The organism is Stenotrophomonas sp. YIM B06876, assembly GCF_030711595.1.
GTDB lineage: Bacteria > Pseudomonadota > Gammaproteobacteria > Xanthomonadales > Xanthomonadaceae > Stenotrophomonas.
Genome location: NZ_JAUJUJ010000027.1, coordinates 25,176 through 39,184, shown reverse-complemented (window position 1 = coordinate 39,184; position 14,009 = coordinate 25,176). Strand labels below are relative to the sequence as shown.

The window sequence follows — 14,009 nt, the reverse complement described above, 5'->3', positions numbered from 1 at the left end:
GACGGCGCCGGTTCGGGCGCCGCGGCATGCGGCTCGGGCAGCGCGCGCCGCGCCAGTGCCACCGCGTCATCGAGATCGAACGGCTTGGACAGGAATTCATGGGCGCCGCCGCGGAACGCACCGGCGGTACTGGCGACATCGGTGTAGGCCGACATCACGATCACCGGCAACTGCGGCTGCGCGGCCTTGAGTTTGTCCAGCAGCACCAGCCCGTCGTCGCCGGGCATGCGCACATCGGTGAACAGCAGATCCGGCGGCGGCCGCTGCGCCAGCGCCTGCAGCACGGCGGCGGCGCTGTCGAAGCCGTCCACCGCATAGCCGGCCTCGCGCAGCGCGGCGGACAGCACAAAGCGCACCGAGCGGTCGTCATCGACCACCCATACCGACTGCGCCGAAGCGGGGGTATCAGCCATGTGGCGGCTCCGTGGCGGCATCGCCGGCGGGCAGCGGCAGCAGCACGGTGAACACGGTATGGCCCGGGCGCGAGCGGTAGGTCAACGTGCCGCGATGCTCGCGCGCCACCTGCTGGGCCAGCGCCAACCCCAGTCCGGTACCTTCGGCGCGGCCGCTGACCAGCGGCAGGAACAGGTGTTCGGCCAGCTGTTCCGGCACGCCGCGTCCGTCATCGGCCACTTCCAGCCGCAACGCCAGCGGATGCAGCTGGTCGCCAATGCGCAGGCCGTGCTCGACCCGGCTGCGCAGCACCACGCTGGCCGCGCCGGCCTGGATCGCGTTGCGCACCAGGTTCCACGCCGCCTGGGTGAGGCGGTCGGCATCCCCGGGAAACTCGGGAATGCTGGGGTCGTAGTCGCGCTGCAGGCGCACCGACCAGCCCGCTTCGTTCTCGGCCAGCCGCAGCACCCGTTCCAGCGCGGCGTGGATGTTCAGCGGCGCGTGCGGGCGCACCGGGGCCGGTGACAGCAGCTGTTCGAGCAGGGCATTGAGACGCTCGCTCTCGGCCCCGATCAGGTCGATCAGTTCGCGCTCGTCGGCATCGCGCGCGCCGGCGCGCCGTGCCAGCAGCTGCGCGGCGCCCTTCAGCCCCGCCAGCGGATTGCGCAGTTCATGTGCCAGCCCCTTGAGCGCGGCGTTGAGCGCACTGGGCAACACCTGGGCCGGATCGGACGCGGGGAATTCGTCCACCGGCCAGGCCTCCAGCAGCCAGCCGCCCGTATCGAGGCGGCTCAGCCAGCCCTCGGCAAAACGCGGCGATTCGCCCGGCAAGGCCAGCGCCAGCCGGTGCAGACGCAGGACATCGGAGGCAGCGCGCTCGACCAGGCGCGCCAGCGCCTCACCCTGCGCTTCCAGCGACGCCAGCGGCTGGCCCAGCAGGCGCCGCACGCTGACCCCGAGCCAGCGACAGAAGGCCGGATTGGCACCGCAGATGCGGCCGCCCTCGTCGGTCCACGCCAGCGGCGTGCCGAGGACTTCCAGCGGCGGACTATCGTGGCTTGTCATTGCACCAATGTAGTGCAAACCCGGCAAAAACGTCGATCCGCCGCCAAGCTATGGCTGAGGGGCCGGCCGCTTGAATCTTTTTCCGCCGCGCTGCCCGGAACGCGCATTGACCGGGCCCCACCCCGCGGCGCGGACGGCGGGTACCGGACAGCTACTGCAGCAGCAGCGAATACAGGATGCGGGCGTCTTCGGCATCGAGCTCGGCCGGCAGCGTGTCGCTGCCCCGGAAGCGGCGATGGAACGCGCGCGCCGCCGCGGCGCGGTCGTCCAGCGGATAGCCGAACGCGCGCAGCGCCAGCCACGCGTCGAAGCCCTCCGGCGCCGGGCCGTGGGCCGGATCGGGCCAGCGGCCAAAGCCGGCGGCAGCCAGCTGTTGCCATGGGAAGTGGCGACTCGGGTCGGCCTTGCGGGTGGGCGCCAGGTCGGCATGGCCGATGATCTGGTCGCGCGGGATGTTGAAGCGGGTGCACAGGTCCTCGAGCAGACGCAGCAGGGTCTGGATCTGCGGCGCGGTGAACGGGCTGGCGCCGTCATTGTCGATCTCGATCCCGATCGAGGCCGAATTGAGGTCGCTGATCGCCCCCCAGCGGCCGCCGCCCGCATGCCAGGCGCGTTCGCCGTCGGCGACCAGCTGATACAGATCCCCGTCACGGCCCACCAGGTAATGCGAGCTGACCTTGCCGCCGCTGTTGGCGCTGCGCAGCGTGTCCAGGCTCTGCCGCACCGAATCCTGCTCGGTGTGGTGCAGCACGATGATCACCGGCTGGCGGTCGTTGTAGTTGGGCGACGGCACCCACTGTGCAAGCGGGTTGCGTACGGTGTGCGGGCTACAGGCCGCAAGGGAGGCGATCAACGCCAGCGGCAACAGGAATCGGGAAGTCATGCCCCATTGCAGCCGCGTCCGCGCAGGTTTGCAAGCCTGGGCAGACAGCAGCGGATACCCGCCGGCGCCGACGGGACCCCAGCCGGCGCGGATCGCGCAGCGGTAGCGCGCGTGCCGCTGCGATATCGACACCCCCTGAACTCCCTGCGCCGCCCCCGCAAAACCGCCGGGCGCTGGCCCGCGCGGCGTCACTCGGAAGGGGCAGTCAGAGCGCGTCGGCGCCGGTTTCCCCGGTGCGGATGCGGACCACCTGCTCCAGCGCGGTGACGAAGACCTTGCCGTCGCCGATCTTGCCGGTGCCGGCCGCGCTCTGGATCGCCTCGACCACGGCATCGAGCCGGTCGTCGGTGACCGCGGTCTCGATGCGGATCTTGGGCAGGAAATCGACGACGTACTCGGCGCCGCGATACAGCTCGGTATGGCCCTTCTGCCGGCCGAAGCCCTTGACTTCGGTCACGGTGATGCCGGACACGCCCGCCTCGGCGAGAGCCTCGCGGACCTCGTCGAGCTTGAACGGGCGGATGATGGCGGAGATCAGTTTCATGCAGATATCCCGATGCTGGAGGAAGCCGGCCGGCCGCGGCGGGCCGGGATCAGATCAACCACGTGCCACGCTGCGGCAGGCGGCTACCGCGACGGACGCCGGATTGGCCACCCCATCGCGGACCCGCGAAGCGGTGACAGCACTGCTGTGGGAACGAGGACGGTCGATGGCGCAGGTCCGCATACGCGTGCCTGTTGATCCCCGTTGCTTCCACAGCCACGGCGGCGATGACCCTGGCGGGAGGGGAGCCTGCCTCATCGCCACCATTGCCCCGTGCCGGCCAAACCGGGGGACATGCCGCGCTGCCGCGTGCCTGCCCCCGCTGACCGGCTGCGCGAGCGCTCAGACGCCGTAGTACAGCTGGTATTCCAGCGGGTGGGTGGCGGCGCGGAACCGGGTCACTTCCTGCATCTTCAGCGCGATGTAGCCGTCGATGAAGTCGTCGCTCATCACCCCGCCAGCCTTGAGGAACTCGCGGTCCTTGTCCAGCGCTTCCAGCGCCTGGTCCAGCGAGGCACACACCTGCGGAATCAGCTTCTCCTCTTCCGGCGGCAGGTCGTACAGGTCCTTGTCGCTCGGCGCACCCGGGTCGATCTGGTTACGGATGCCGTCCAGCCCGGCCATCATCAGCGCGGTGAAGGTCAGGTAGCCGGACTGCAGCGCGTCGGGGAAGCGCATCTCGATGCGGCGGGCCTTGGGGTTGGACACCCACGGAATACGGCACGAAGCCGAGCGGTTGCGGGCCGAATAGGCCAGCATCACCGGCGCCTCGAAGCCCGGTACCAGGCGCTTGTAGCTGTTGGTACCGGCGTTGGCGAAGGCGTTGATGGCACGGGCGTGCTTGAAGATGCCGCCGATGTACCACAGCGCCAGCTGGCTCAGGCCGCCGTAGCCGTCACCGCTGAACAGGTTGGTGCCGCCCTTGGCCAGCGACTGGTGCACGTGCATGCCGCTGCCGTTGTCGCCGACGATCGGCTTGGGCATGAAAGTCACGGTCTTGCCGTTGCGATGGGCGACGTTGCGGATGATGTACTTGGTCATCGCCAGCTCGTCGGCTTTCTTCACCAGCGAGTTGAACTTCATGCCGATCTCGCACTGGCCGGCATTGGCCACTTCATGGTGGTGCACTTCGATCTCGATGCCGGCGCGCTGCAGCACCTTGCACATTTCCGCGCGCAGGTCGTGCAGCGTATCGGTCGGCGCGACCGGAAAGTACCCACCCTTCACGCCCGGCCGGTAGCCGCTGTTGGCGCCGTCGTACTTCTTGCCGGTGTTCCATGCCGCTTCTTCGGACTCGACCTTGAAGAAGGTGTGGCCCATATCGTTGGCGAAGCGGACCGAGTCGAAGATGAAGAATTCCGGTTCCGGCCCGAAGAACGCCTGGTCGGCGATGCCGGAGGACTTCAGGTAGGCCTCGGCGCGCTTGGCGATGCCGCGCGGGCAGCGGCCATAGCCCTGCATGGTGGCCGGATCGAGCACGTCACAGGTGATGACCACGGTCGGATCGGCGTAGAACGGATCGAGGTAGGCGGTGTCGGCGTCAGGCAGCAGCACCATGTCCGATTCGGCAATGCCCTTCCAGCCGGCGATCGAGCTGCCGTCGAACATCTTGCCTTCCTCGAACAGCGCCGGCTCGACGATGCTGGCCGGGAAGGTCACGTGGTGCTCGACCCCGCGCATGTCGGTGAAACGCAGGTCGATGAACTCGACCTGGTTGTCCTTGATCAGCTTCTCAATGGTTTCCAGGGACATCGGGTAACACCTCGGTGGCAGGACGTGGGGAATATCAAGCAACCACCATGCCAAGTTCTCAAACAACCGCAACCTGCTGATTTACATAGGTAACAGCCGTCGCCTGCGGGTTTGCCGCGCGCCATGTTGGTGCAAAACCCGGATGACGCACTGTATTGGTGCGTGGCGGTGATGCTCTATGCTTCAGCGCTCTTTTCCAATCCCATTGCCGATGTCCGACCTGATCTCCGCCCTTTTGCTGGGCATCCTTGAAGGCCTTTCCGAGTTCCTCCCCATCTCCAGCACCGGCCATCTGCTGATTGCCCAGCACTGGCTGGGCGCGCGTTCGGACTTCTTCAACATCGTCATCCAGGCCGGCGCGATCCTCGCCATCACCCTGGTGTTCCGGCAGCGGCTGTGGGCGCTGGCCACCGGTCTGGACCGGCGCGAGAACCGCGACTACGTGATGAAGCTGGGCGTGGCGTTCCTGGTCACCGCGCTGGTCGGGCTGCCGGTGCGGCTGGCCGGCTGGCAGCTGCCCGAAACGGTGACGCCGGTGGCGTGGGCCCTGCTGATCGGCGGCGTGTGGATGCTGCTGGCCGAGGCGTTTGCCGCGCGGATGCCCGAGCGCGACCAGGTCACCTGGAAAGTCGCGATCGCGGTGGGCCTGGCACAGGTCGTGGCCGGGGTATTCCCCGGCACCTCGCGTTCGGCCGCGGCGATCTTCCTGGCCATGTTGCTGGGCCTGAGCCGGCGTTCGGCGGCGACCGAATTCGTGTTCCTGGTGGGCATCCCCACCATGTTCGCCGCCAGCGGCTATGCGTTCCTGGAACTGGCGCGGCACGGCCAGCTGGGCAGCGAGAACTGGCTGGACGTGGCGGTGGCGTTTGCCGCGGCGGTGGCCACCGGGTTTCTCGTGGTGAAATGGCTGCTCGGCTTCATCAAGGGCCACCGTTACACCGTGTTTGCGCTGTACCGGATCGTGGTCGGCATCGCCCTGCTGCTGTGGTTGCCGGCAGGCAATTGAACAGGCACCGGCGCTGACACCCCATCGGCCCCATCCGTATGTCCCCCCATTCCCAAGGAGATCTGCATGAACCGCACTATTTTGCTCATTCTTCCGCTGGCCCTGCTGGCCGCCTGCAGCAAACCGCCGGCCACGCCGGACGCCACCCCGTCCGCAGTCGCCGCCCCCGCCGCGACCGCAACGATCGACAGTGCCGCACTGGCCGCCAACCACTGGCGGCTGAGCGAGGCCAGCGATGCCACCGGCCAGCGGCTTGATGCGTTGTTCGCGCGGGCCGACCAGCCGCTGACCCTGGACTTCAGCGACGGCCGGATCTCGGTCTCCAACACCTGCAACCGCATGGGTGGCAGCTACACCGTGGATGGCGCGACGCTTACCGTCGGCAGCCTGGCCTCGACCCTGATGGCCTGCGCCGATCCCGGACTGATGGCGCTGGACCAGGCCGTGGGCGAACGGCTCGAAGGTGCGCTGGAAGGGAAAATGCCCGAGGCCGGCACGCTGCAGCTGGTCAATGCCCAGGGCGACGTGCTGACCTTCCGCGGCGAGCCGACGGCCGAAACCCGCTACGGCGGCGAAGGCGAGACCGTGTTCCTGGAAGTGGGCGCGCAGACCCGGCCGTGTTCGAACGGGCTCACCAAAGATGCGCAGTGCCTGCAGACCCGGGAGATCCATTACGCCGAGAACGGCGTCAAGCAGGGCGAGCCGGGCCCGTTCGGGAACTTCCACGGCACCATCGAGGGCTATACCCACCAAGCCGGCGTGCGCAATGTGCTGCGCCTGAAGCGCTACACCGTCGCCAACCCGCCGGCCGACGGCGCTTCGCAGGCCTACGTGCTGGACATGGTGGTGGAGTCGGAAACGGTCAAGCCGTAAACGGCCACGGTTTCGATCCACGGGAAAGGGCGCCTTGCGGCGCCCTTTTTCATACCCTGCTGCGCGCTCAGCCCAGTGCCGGATTGAGCGTGTAGGTGCCGTGGATCGCCGCTTCGGCCAGCACATGGCCATGCATGGCCATGCATGGCGCGCAGCATATCGGCCGCCGTGAAACGCGCGGGCAAGACCAGCGATGGCACCTCCAGCGCGAACACGCGGAAAAAGTAGCGATGCAGGCGCTCGTCGTTGGCCGGGGGATACGGCCCGTCATAGCCGACGTACTCCCCGCCCATTCCGGCATCGCCGGCAAACCAGCCGGTGTAGTCGTTGAGCCCCTGCCGCGACCCGGCCGGACCGGCCGGCGCCTGCTTGCCCCGGGCGGTGAAGCCATCGCTGCAGCTGCCGGCGGCGAGCGCGCGCACCTGCGCCGGAATATCGGCCATCACCCAGTGGATGAAATCGCAACGCGGTTGATCCCGCGGAATGGTCACATCGCTGCGGCCGACCAGTTCGGCCACGGTCGGCACATCCGGGTCCACGCACAGCAGCGCGAACGACCGGGTGCCGGCAGGCACCTCGCTCCAGCCCAGCTGCGGGTTGCGGTTGCGGCCGAAACCGGCGGCGGTGCCGGCGGCGAACTCGGCCGGCAACGGCTGGCCGTTGCGGAAACTCTGGCTGTCCAGTTTCATGCGGTTCTCCTGCAGATCAGACTTCGGGATAGCCCAGGCGCACCGCGACCGGCGTCAGCAGCGCGAACGGTGCGGCCAGCACCTCGGCGTATTTGCGCCAGTGACCGGCGGCGATGGTGGCCGGGCCCAGACTGCGCACCTGCGGGAAGGGCAGCCCGAACGCCTGTTCCAGCAGCGCGGCCATGGCCTCGGGGCTGTTGACCGCATCGTCGGTACGGAGCAGCAGGTGGGTGTACAGGTCCTGCTCGTGCAGCGTGGCCGCCTGCGCCAGCGCCCGCGCCAGCCATTCGGCCGCTTCGGTGGCCGAGGTCAGCGCCAGCGGCGCCGGGGCACCGAGTGCCAGCCATTCGATCAGCATGTCGCGCGGATCGCGGACCGCGATCACCAGCCGTCCTTCCGGCAGCTGCGGCCGCAGCGCCCACAACAGCGCGTTGTCCCACCACAGCAGCCAGTCGATGACATTGCCCTCGGTGATGCCGCGCCCCGGCAGCTGGTCGCGCCACTGCCGCACCAGCTGCTCCGGGCTCAGTTCGTCGGTCGCCAGGCTCTGCAGGGTGCGGTAGTTCTGGAACGCGTCGTCGGGCGGATTCGGCCCGAAGCGGTCGGCGCGCAGTACCGGACTGCCGGCTTCGATCACCGCCACCACCCGCTCCACGCCCGACCCGGGCGCGCCCCAGATGAACATCGGCCGCACCCGGTTGTCTTCGGCCACCGCGCCCATCTCCGGCCAGCTCATCGGCGCCTTGGCCTGCGGCGGCAGCGGCAGCCGTGACGGCGCCAGGTCGGCATGCAGCTCCAGCCAGGTGGCCAGCGCCGCCGCCGGGTCGTTGGCCCGGTCCTGCACCGCACCCAGCCAGGTGCGCAGTGCCGGGCGCGCCGCGTCCGGCGCGTTGTCGATCAGCGCGTGCAGGTGCGCCACGGCCGCCGCCGGTTCGCGTGCCAGCAGCGCTTCGACAATGCGCTGTTCGCCGCTGATCCGGCCCGGCTCCAGGGCCACGATCTGCCGCGCCACCGCTTCGGCGGCATCGGCCTGCTCGTTCATATCGTGCAGGCTCATGCGCGCTTCCAGCGCCGGCACATGCGCCGGCATCGCCTGCAACCAGCGCTCGACCACTGCCACCGCCTCGTCACTGCCCACCGGCGCCACCGCCAGCCGCGCCAGCCACAGGTCGTGCAGCTGCGGATGCGCTTGCAGCGCCGCGTCCAGTTGCTCGCGGGCCGCTTCCTCACGCCCGAGCCGCTGCCAGGCCACCAGCAGCATCTGCAATGTGGCGCGGTCGCCCGGCAACTGCGCCAGCAGCGGCACCAGGTGTTCCAGCGCCTGCAACGGCTGCCCGGCCTGCAGCTCCAGCTCGCCGGCCAGGCGGCGCATGGCCGGCGTGTCGCCGTCCGGCATGGCCAGCTCCTGGCGCAGGAGCTCCGCGGCCGAATCGACATGGTCCTGGCGCAACGCCAGCTGCACCAGCAGCCCGCGCAGCGCGCGGCTGCCCGGGTTCAGCTCCAGCACGCGACGGAACGCCTGCTCGGCAAACGCCAGCATGTCCTTGCCCAGATAGGCGAAACCCAGCGCATACAGCAGCCGCGGGTCATCCGGCAGCTGCGCACTGGCGGCCGACAGCACCGCCAGCGCACGGTCGACGTCGCCGCGGCGCAACGCCACCATGCCTTCGATCGGCGCCAGCTCCGGGCTGTCCGGATCGACCCGCGCGGCCATGCGCCCGAGGCGGTCGGCCTCGTCGGTGTCGTTGCGTGCCAGCGCCAGATGCGCCTGCATCAGGTAGGCGGAAAATTCGTTGGGATTCAGCGCCGTGGTCTTGTCCAGCGCCTGCCCGGCCGCGTCCAGCTGGCGTTGTGCCAGCAGCAGCCCGGCATGCTGCAGGTGCAGATCGGCATTGTCCGGCGCCAGCGCCAGCGCCTGCTCGAGGCTGGCGCGCGCGGCATCGCTCTGGCCCTGCTGCTGCTGCGCCAGCGACAGCCAACGCCAGGCCTGGGCCTGCTGCGGCTCGGCTTCGCTCCACTGGCGGGCCAGCATCACGGCGTCGTCGGTGGCGTTGCGACGCAGGGCTTCGATGATCTTGTCTTGCATGACGGTCCGGCTTCAGGGCAAACCCGCATTGTAGCCGCCGCGCCGCAAGCCGCCGCCACGGCTCAGCGGAGCAGGGCCGCGCTCAGCCGGTCCGCCACCCAGCGCTCGGAAAAACCATCGCCGCGAATGTTTTCCAGGAAACCGCAATGCCCGCCCCACGCGGCGATCTCCAACCGGGCGCTGGCCGGCAGCTGCCAGCGGTCGAAGGTGGCGAACGGGATCACCGGATCGTCCTGCGCCATCAGTATGTCGGCCGGCACCTGCAGCTCCGCCAGCCGCGCGCCGGCAATCGAATAGCCGTCGAAATAGGCCTGCAGCGAGTCGAAATCGGTGTGGCGTTCGACCAGCCAGCCGGTGAGCCCGCGGATGTCCAGCTTCAGCACCTGTTCGTCGCAATCGGCCAGTTCCGGGAACAGCGCGCGCTTGCGCCGCAGCGAGCCGGTCCATTTGCGGCGGAAATACCAGTCGTACACCGCCGGCCCACGTTCGATACTGTCCATCGTCACCGACGGGTCCAGCACCGGGCACACCGAGGCCACGTGCAGCAATGGCACGCCGGCGGCCGGCGCGCGCAGCGCCAGCCGCAGTACGAAATTGCCGCCCAGCGAGTAGCCGGCCGCCACCATCGGCAGTGAACCGAACCGTCGCGCGACATCGCCGGCGGCGTTCACCACCTCGTCGATCCGGCAGGAATGGAAGATGCCCGGATTCAGGTGATGGGTGTTGCCATGGTCACGGAAATTCAGCCGCACCACGTCGAACCCGCTTTCGAGCATGCGCGCGGCGGTCATGCGCATGTAACTCGACTCGGCGCTGCCCTCCCAGCCGTGCAGCAGCAGGGCCACGCCCAGCGGCGCCCCCCGGCCACAGACGCGGCTGTGCCAGGCCTGCAGGCGCACGCCGCCGCCGCCATCGAGCATCAGCTCGGAGGTGCCGGCGGCACTGGCCGAGATCAGCTGTTCGCCCCGGCGCAGGCGCAGGCCGCTGGACGCCAGCATCGATTGCAGGTGCGGGTTGCGCAGCCACGGCGGTGGCTGATAATCGGCAGCGGTCAACATGGCCGACATGCTGGGCGGGAACAGCCGCAGGTGACGTGAAAAACCGCCACCGCGTCAAGGGCCGGTCATCGCGGCCACGATGCGCGCGCGCGAGGTCTCGGCGATGCGGCGGCGGCCTTCCAGATCGCTGCTGGCGATCGGTTCGAGGAAATGCACTTCGGCACGTCGCGCCGGTTCCCCCAGCAGCCGCAGGAAGTTGCCGAAAAAGCTCTCGCCCGGCGCGAACGCGACCACCGCCTGCGCCCGGCCGCGCTTGCCGTAGCGCAACGCCACCGGCTGCACCGGCACTCCGGTCTGGACCGCGGCCTGGAAGATCCGCGCATGGAACGGGCCGACCTCGTGCCCACCGCGGGTCCGGCCTTCGGGAAAGACCGCCACCGGGCGCCGCTGTTGCAGCCGCTTGACCATCTCCTCCATCACCCCGCCCAGCGATTCGGTATTGCCGCGCTGGTGGAAAATAGTCTGGCCGCGCGCGGCCAGCCAGCCCACCAGCGGCCAGCCGGCGATCTCGCGCTTGGCGACGAACCCGACCATTTTCTGGCTGTGCAGCACGCTGATGTCGACCCAGCCGACGTGGTTGGCCACGAACAGCACCGCGCCGGGCAGCGGCGTGCCGTAGCGGCGCAGGCGGAACCCGAAAATCCACATCAGCCCGCCCGACCACCCGCGCACCACGCGTCCTTCCAGCGTATCGCCGCCCACGCGCAGGCGGCCCCACGGTGGCGTCATCAACAGCAGGATCAGCGGCAGGAACAGCACGACGTGGACCAGCAGCAACGGGGCGCGGTAGAGGTAGCGCACTACACGCGCCACGCCGCCCGGATGGGCGCGAGGGGGAGAAGTCATGGGCGCACGATACCGGATGCGCTCCGGCTTCCGCCAGCGCCCCGCCAGGGGAGTCGGGGCGGTTTTGGCCACTGCGGTGGCCGCACCCACGGGGGCGTGCGCCGATGCCGCTGGCGGCTGCGCCGGGGCAGAACAGCCGCCCCATCACGGCCGCGCACGAAGCATGCAAAACTTGGCTCCAGGACTGCGGCGGAGCGACGGAATGAACGGAAAGCGGATGGCATCGGCCGACGATATTTCACGATTGTTCGGCTCCGCGATGGAACAGATCGACGTTGGGGTCATCCTGTTCGACGACGAAAACCGCATCCTGCACTTCAACCGCGCCATGGAACTCATTTCCGGCTGGCCGCGGGCCGAAGTGCTGGGCCGCAACGTCGGCCTGCTCGCCCCGCCGGCGATGCGCGACCGCTATGACACCGGCCTGCATCCCGGTACTGGCAACCGCATCCACCAGCTGCTGAACCAGCCGCGCGAGGTGCAGCTGATCCGCAAGGACGGGCAGGCGTGCTGGATCGGCGTGGCGCTGTCACAGCTGCATGTGGATGACCACTGCGCGGTGCATATGGCGTTCATCCGCGACGTCACCGTGCCGCGCCAGCAGCAGGAACGCACGCGGTTGCTGTCGCTGGGCTTCGACCACACCGACAGCGCGGTGCTGATCACCGACGGCGAAGGCCGCATTGTGCATTTCAACACGGGCTTTGCGCAGATGCTGGGCCTGGAGCCGGGCAAGGACACCGTGCTGGGCCAGCCCGCGCTGCCGTTGCTGCTGCGCCAGGACTATGCCCCCGCGCGCCTGCCGCGCGATCTGGCGCGGCTGCGGGCCGGAGAACACCTGCGCTCCGACGAGCGGGTGTATGGCGGCGATGGCGAGCCGCTGTGGTGCTCGATCACCACCAATCCGATTTTCGACGACTACGGCACGCTGGTGAACCTGGTCAGCGTGTTGACCGACATCACCCATTCCAAGATCCACGAGGTGCTGCAGAACCGCATGCTCGATGCGATGGTGCGCGAAGTACCCACCGCCGACATCATGCTGCTGCTGTGCCGCGAGGTGGAACACATCGCCCCGCAGGTGATCGCCTCGGTGCTGCGCGTGGATGCCGAGGGCCGGTTGCGTACCCTGGCCGGCCCGAGCCTGCCGCAGGCGTACAGCGACTCGATCGACGGCGTCATGATCGGGCCGCGGGTGGGTAGCTGCGGTACCGCGGCCTGGTGCGGCCAGACCGTGGTGGCCAGCGACATCGCCAGCGACCCGAACTGGGAAGGTATCCGCCACCTGGCGCTGGACCATGGCCTTGCCGCCTGCTGGTCGACCCCGATCAAATCCAGCGACGACCGGGTGCTGGGCACCTTCGCCTTCTATTACCGGCAACCGCATGCGCCTGATCCGTTCCACCAGTTGCTGGTGGAGGTCAGCGTGCACCTGTGTGCGCTGGCGCTGGAACGTGAGGAGGCGCGCAGCCGCATCCGCAAACTGGCCTTCTACGATGATCTGACCGGGCTGCCCAACCGCAACCTGCTGCATGCCCAGGCCGACCAGGCGATCAGCGCCGCGCGCACCACCGGCAACGTACTGGCGGTGCTGTTCATCGACCTGGACCGCTTCAAGCAGGTCAACGATTCGCTCGGCCATCCGGCCGGCGACGAGTTGCTGCGCACCATCGCCCGGCGCCTGCAGGAAGAGGTGGGGCCGCAGGATATCGTCGGCCGCCTGGCCGGTGACGAGTTCGTGGTGGTGCTCACCCCGTGCGATGCGCAAGCCGCCGCCGAGCGGACCGAGCGCATCCAGCGCCGGCTGTCGCGGTCGCTGTCGCTGGCCGACATCGCGCTGCGGCCGTCGGCCAGCATCGGCATCAGCGTGTTTCCGCATGATGGCCCGGATATGGAGACGCTGCTGCACCGCGCCGACATGGCGATGTACCAGGCCAAGCACAGCGGCCGCAACGGTTTCCGTTTCTTCAGCCATGAAATGGACAAGGTCGCCCAGGAGCGGTTGGCGCTGGAGGCGGCCTTGCGCGAGGCACTGGAAGACGGCGGCCTGCAGCTGCACTACCAGCCGCAGATCAACCTGCAGGAGCACTCGCTGCACAGCGTCGAGGCCCTGGCACGCTGGCGGCATCCGACGCTGGGCCAGATCCCGCCGGGCCGTTTTATCGCACTGGCCGAGGAGTGCGGGCTGATCGGCGACCTCGACCAGTGGGCGCTGCGCACGGCCTGCCGGCAACTGGCCCGCTGGCGTCGGCAAGGCGTGGGGGTGCCATCGATCTCGGTCAACCTGTCGCCCACCAACTTCCACAACCTCGACCTGCCCCAGCAGATCGCGCAGATCCTGCAGGCCGAAGCACTGGCGCCAGCGGACCTGACCGTGGAGATCACCGAAGACGTGCTGCTGGACAACAATCCGGCCACGTTGTGCACGCTGGAAGCGGTGCGCGCACTGGGGGTGCGGCTGTCGATGGACGATTTCGGCACCGGCTATTCCAGTCTCAGCTATCTGCGGCAGCTGCCGATCAGCGAACTCAAGCTGGACCGCAGCTTCGTCTGCGATATCGAGCATGACGCAGTGGCGGCCGCGCTGACCCGCGCGATCCTGCACATCGGCCACAGCCTGCAGCTGGATGTGGTGGCCGAAGGCGTGGAAAGCGCTGAACAGCTGCGCCTGCTCGGTGAGCAGGGCTACCGCGTGGTCCAGGGATTCCACTTCACCCCGGCACTGCCGGCCGAACAGCTGTGCGCGTGGTTGCAGCAGTGGCGGCCGGCAACGTCCACCGCGGACTGATCCGCTGCATTGGCCGCGCGGCGCCG

At 68.9% G+C, this 14,009-nt stretch carries 11 protein-coding genes and 1 pseudogene; 3 read left to right on the top strand and 9 right to left on the bottom strand.

Annotated elements, in window-relative coordinates; translation table 11 throughout:
• From QZH66_RS11280 to glnA, 5 genes are all read right to left on the bottom strand, one after another.
• The coding region (locus QZH66_RS11280; protein ID WP_305806036.1) for a response regulator at positions 1 to 413 on the bottom strand (413 nt) is incomplete at its 3' end.
• On the bottom strand, positions 406 to 1,458 hold the full coding sequence (locus QZH66_RS11275) for an ATP-binding protein (RefSeq protein ID WP_305806035.1): 1,053 nt from the start codon (positions 1,456 to 1,458) through the stop codon (positions 406 to 408). The genes QZH66_RS11275 and QZH66_RS11280, both read right to left, overlap by 8 nt.
• A 151-nt stretch (positions 1,459 to 1,609) precedes the next feature.
• Positions 1,610 to 2,341 carry an N-acetylmuramoyl-L-alanine amidase gene (locus QZH66_RS11270; RefSeq protein WP_305806034.1) on the bottom strand — a complete coding sequence of 244 codons (732 nt, stop codon included), beginning with the start codon at positions 2,339 to 2,341 and terminating at the stop codon, positions 1,610 to 1,612.
• Between the two features lie 205 nt (positions 2,342 to 2,546).
• Complete coding sequence (locus tag QZH66_RS11265) at positions 2,547 to 2,885, bottom strand: P-II family nitrogen regulator (protein ID WP_305806033.1); 339 nt, start codon at positions 2,883 to 2,885, stop codon at positions 2,547 to 2,549.
• Positions 2,886 to 3,227: 342 nt separating this feature from the next.
• Positions 3,228 to 4,637 carry a type I glutamate--ammonia ligase gene (glnA, locus tag QZH66_RS11260; RefSeq protein ID WP_305806032.1) on the bottom strand — a complete coding sequence of 470 codons (1,410 nt, stop codon included), beginning with the start codon at positions 4,635 to 4,637 and terminating at the stop codon, positions 3,228 to 3,230.
• 211 nt (positions 4,638 to 4,848) lie between these two features.
• Between glnA and QZH66_RS11255 the strand changes: the two genes are divergently transcribed.
• Together QZH66_RS11255 and QZH66_RS11250 are read left to right on the top strand one after the other, a co-directional pair.
• Positions 4,849 to 5,643 (top strand): undecaprenyl-diphosphate phosphatase, encoded by a 795-nt coding sequence (locus tag QZH66_RS11255; protein WP_305806031.1) that lies wholly within the window; start codon positions 4,849 to 4,851, stop codon positions 5,641 to 5,643.
• A gap of 66 nt (positions 5,644 to 5,709) precedes the next feature.
• Positions 5,710 to 6,516 carry an META and DUF4377 domain-containing protein gene (locus QZH66_RS11250; RefSeq protein ID WP_305806030.1) on the top strand — a complete coding sequence of 269 codons (807 nt, stop codon included), beginning with the start codon at positions 5,710 to 5,712 and terminating at the stop codon, positions 6,514 to 6,516.
• A 67-nt stretch (positions 6,517 to 6,583) separates the two neighbouring features.
• Here the strand turns inward: QZH66_RS11250 and QZH66_RS11245 are convergent.
• From QZH66_RS11245 to QZH66_RS11230, 4 genes and pseudogenes are all read right to left on the bottom strand, one after another.
• Positions 6,584 to 7,205, bottom strand: a pseudogene (locus QZH66_RS11245) (YbhB/YbcL family Raf kinase inhibitor-like protein).
• A 16-nt stretch (positions 7,206 to 7,221) separates the two neighbouring features.
• On the bottom strand, positions 7,222 to 9,291 hold the full coding sequence (locus tag QZH66_RS11240; RefSeq protein WP_305806029.1) for a tetratricopeptide repeat protein: 2,070 nt from the start codon (positions 9,289 to 9,291) through the stop codon (positions 7,222 to 7,224).
• A 62-nt stretch (positions 9,292 to 9,353) separates the two neighbouring features.
• Positions 9,354 to 10,346: an alpha/beta fold hydrolase gene (locus QZH66_RS11235; protein WP_305806038.1), complete on the bottom strand. Its 993-nt coding sequence runs from the start codon at positions 10,344 to 10,346 to the stop codon at positions 9,354 to 9,356.
• 57 nt (positions 10,347 to 10,403) lie between these two features.
• Positions 10,404 to 11,195, bottom strand: a complete 792-nt coding sequence (locus QZH66_RS11230) for a lysophospholipid acyltransferase family protein (protein WP_305806028.1) — start codon at positions 11,193 to 11,195, stop codon at positions 10,404 to 10,406.
• A gap of 217 nt (positions 11,196 to 11,412) precedes the next feature.
• On the opposite strand from QZH66_RS11230, the gene QZH66_RS11225 reads away from it, so the two are divergent.
• Positions 11,413 to 13,983, top strand: coding sequence for an EAL domain-containing protein (locus tag QZH66_RS11225; protein WP_305806027.1), 2,571 nt, complete (start codon positions 11,413 to 11,415; stop codon positions 13,981 to 13,983).
• Positions 13,984 to 14,009 lie beyond the last annotated feature (26 nt).

Excerpts from the sequence above, each read along its gene's own strand:
- QZH66_RS11270 (WP_305806034.1), bottom strand. The coding sequence starts at position 2,341 with ATGACTTCCCGATTCCTGTTGCCGCTGGCGTTGATCGCCTCCCTTGCG.
- QZH66_RS11255 (WP_305806031.1), top strand. The coding sequence starts at position 4,849 with ATGTCCGACCTGATCTCCGCCCTTTTGCTGGGCATCCTTGAAGGCCTT.
- QZH66_RS11265 (WP_305806033.1), bottom strand. The coding sequence starts at position 2,885 with ATGAAACTGATCTCCGCCATCATCCGCCCGTTCAAGCTCGACGAGGTC.
- QZH66_RS11275 (WP_305806035.1), bottom strand. The coding sequence starts at position 1,458 with ATGACAAGCCACGATAGTCCGCCGCTGGAAGTCCTCGGCACGCCGCTG.
- QZH66_RS11230 (WP_305806028.1), bottom strand. The coding sequence starts at position 11,195 with ATGACTTCTCCCCCTCGCGCCCATCCGGGCGGCGTGGCGCGTGTAGTG.
- QZH66_RS11225 (WP_305806027.1), top strand. The coding sequence starts at position 11,413 with ATGGCATCGGCCGACGATATTTCACGATTGTTCGGCTCCGCGATGGAA.
- QZH66_RS11250 (WP_305806030.1), top strand. The coding sequence starts at position 5,710 with ATGAACCGCACTATTTTGCTCATTCTTCCGCTGGCCCTGCTGGCCGCC.
- QZH66_RS11240 (WP_305806029.1), bottom strand. The coding sequence starts at position 9,291 with ATGCAAGACAAGATCATCGAAGCCCTGCGTCGCAACGCCACCGACGAC.
- glnA (WP_305806032.1), bottom strand. The coding sequence starts at position 4,637 with ATGTCCCTGGAAACCATTGAGAAGCTGATCAAGGACAACCAGGTCGAG.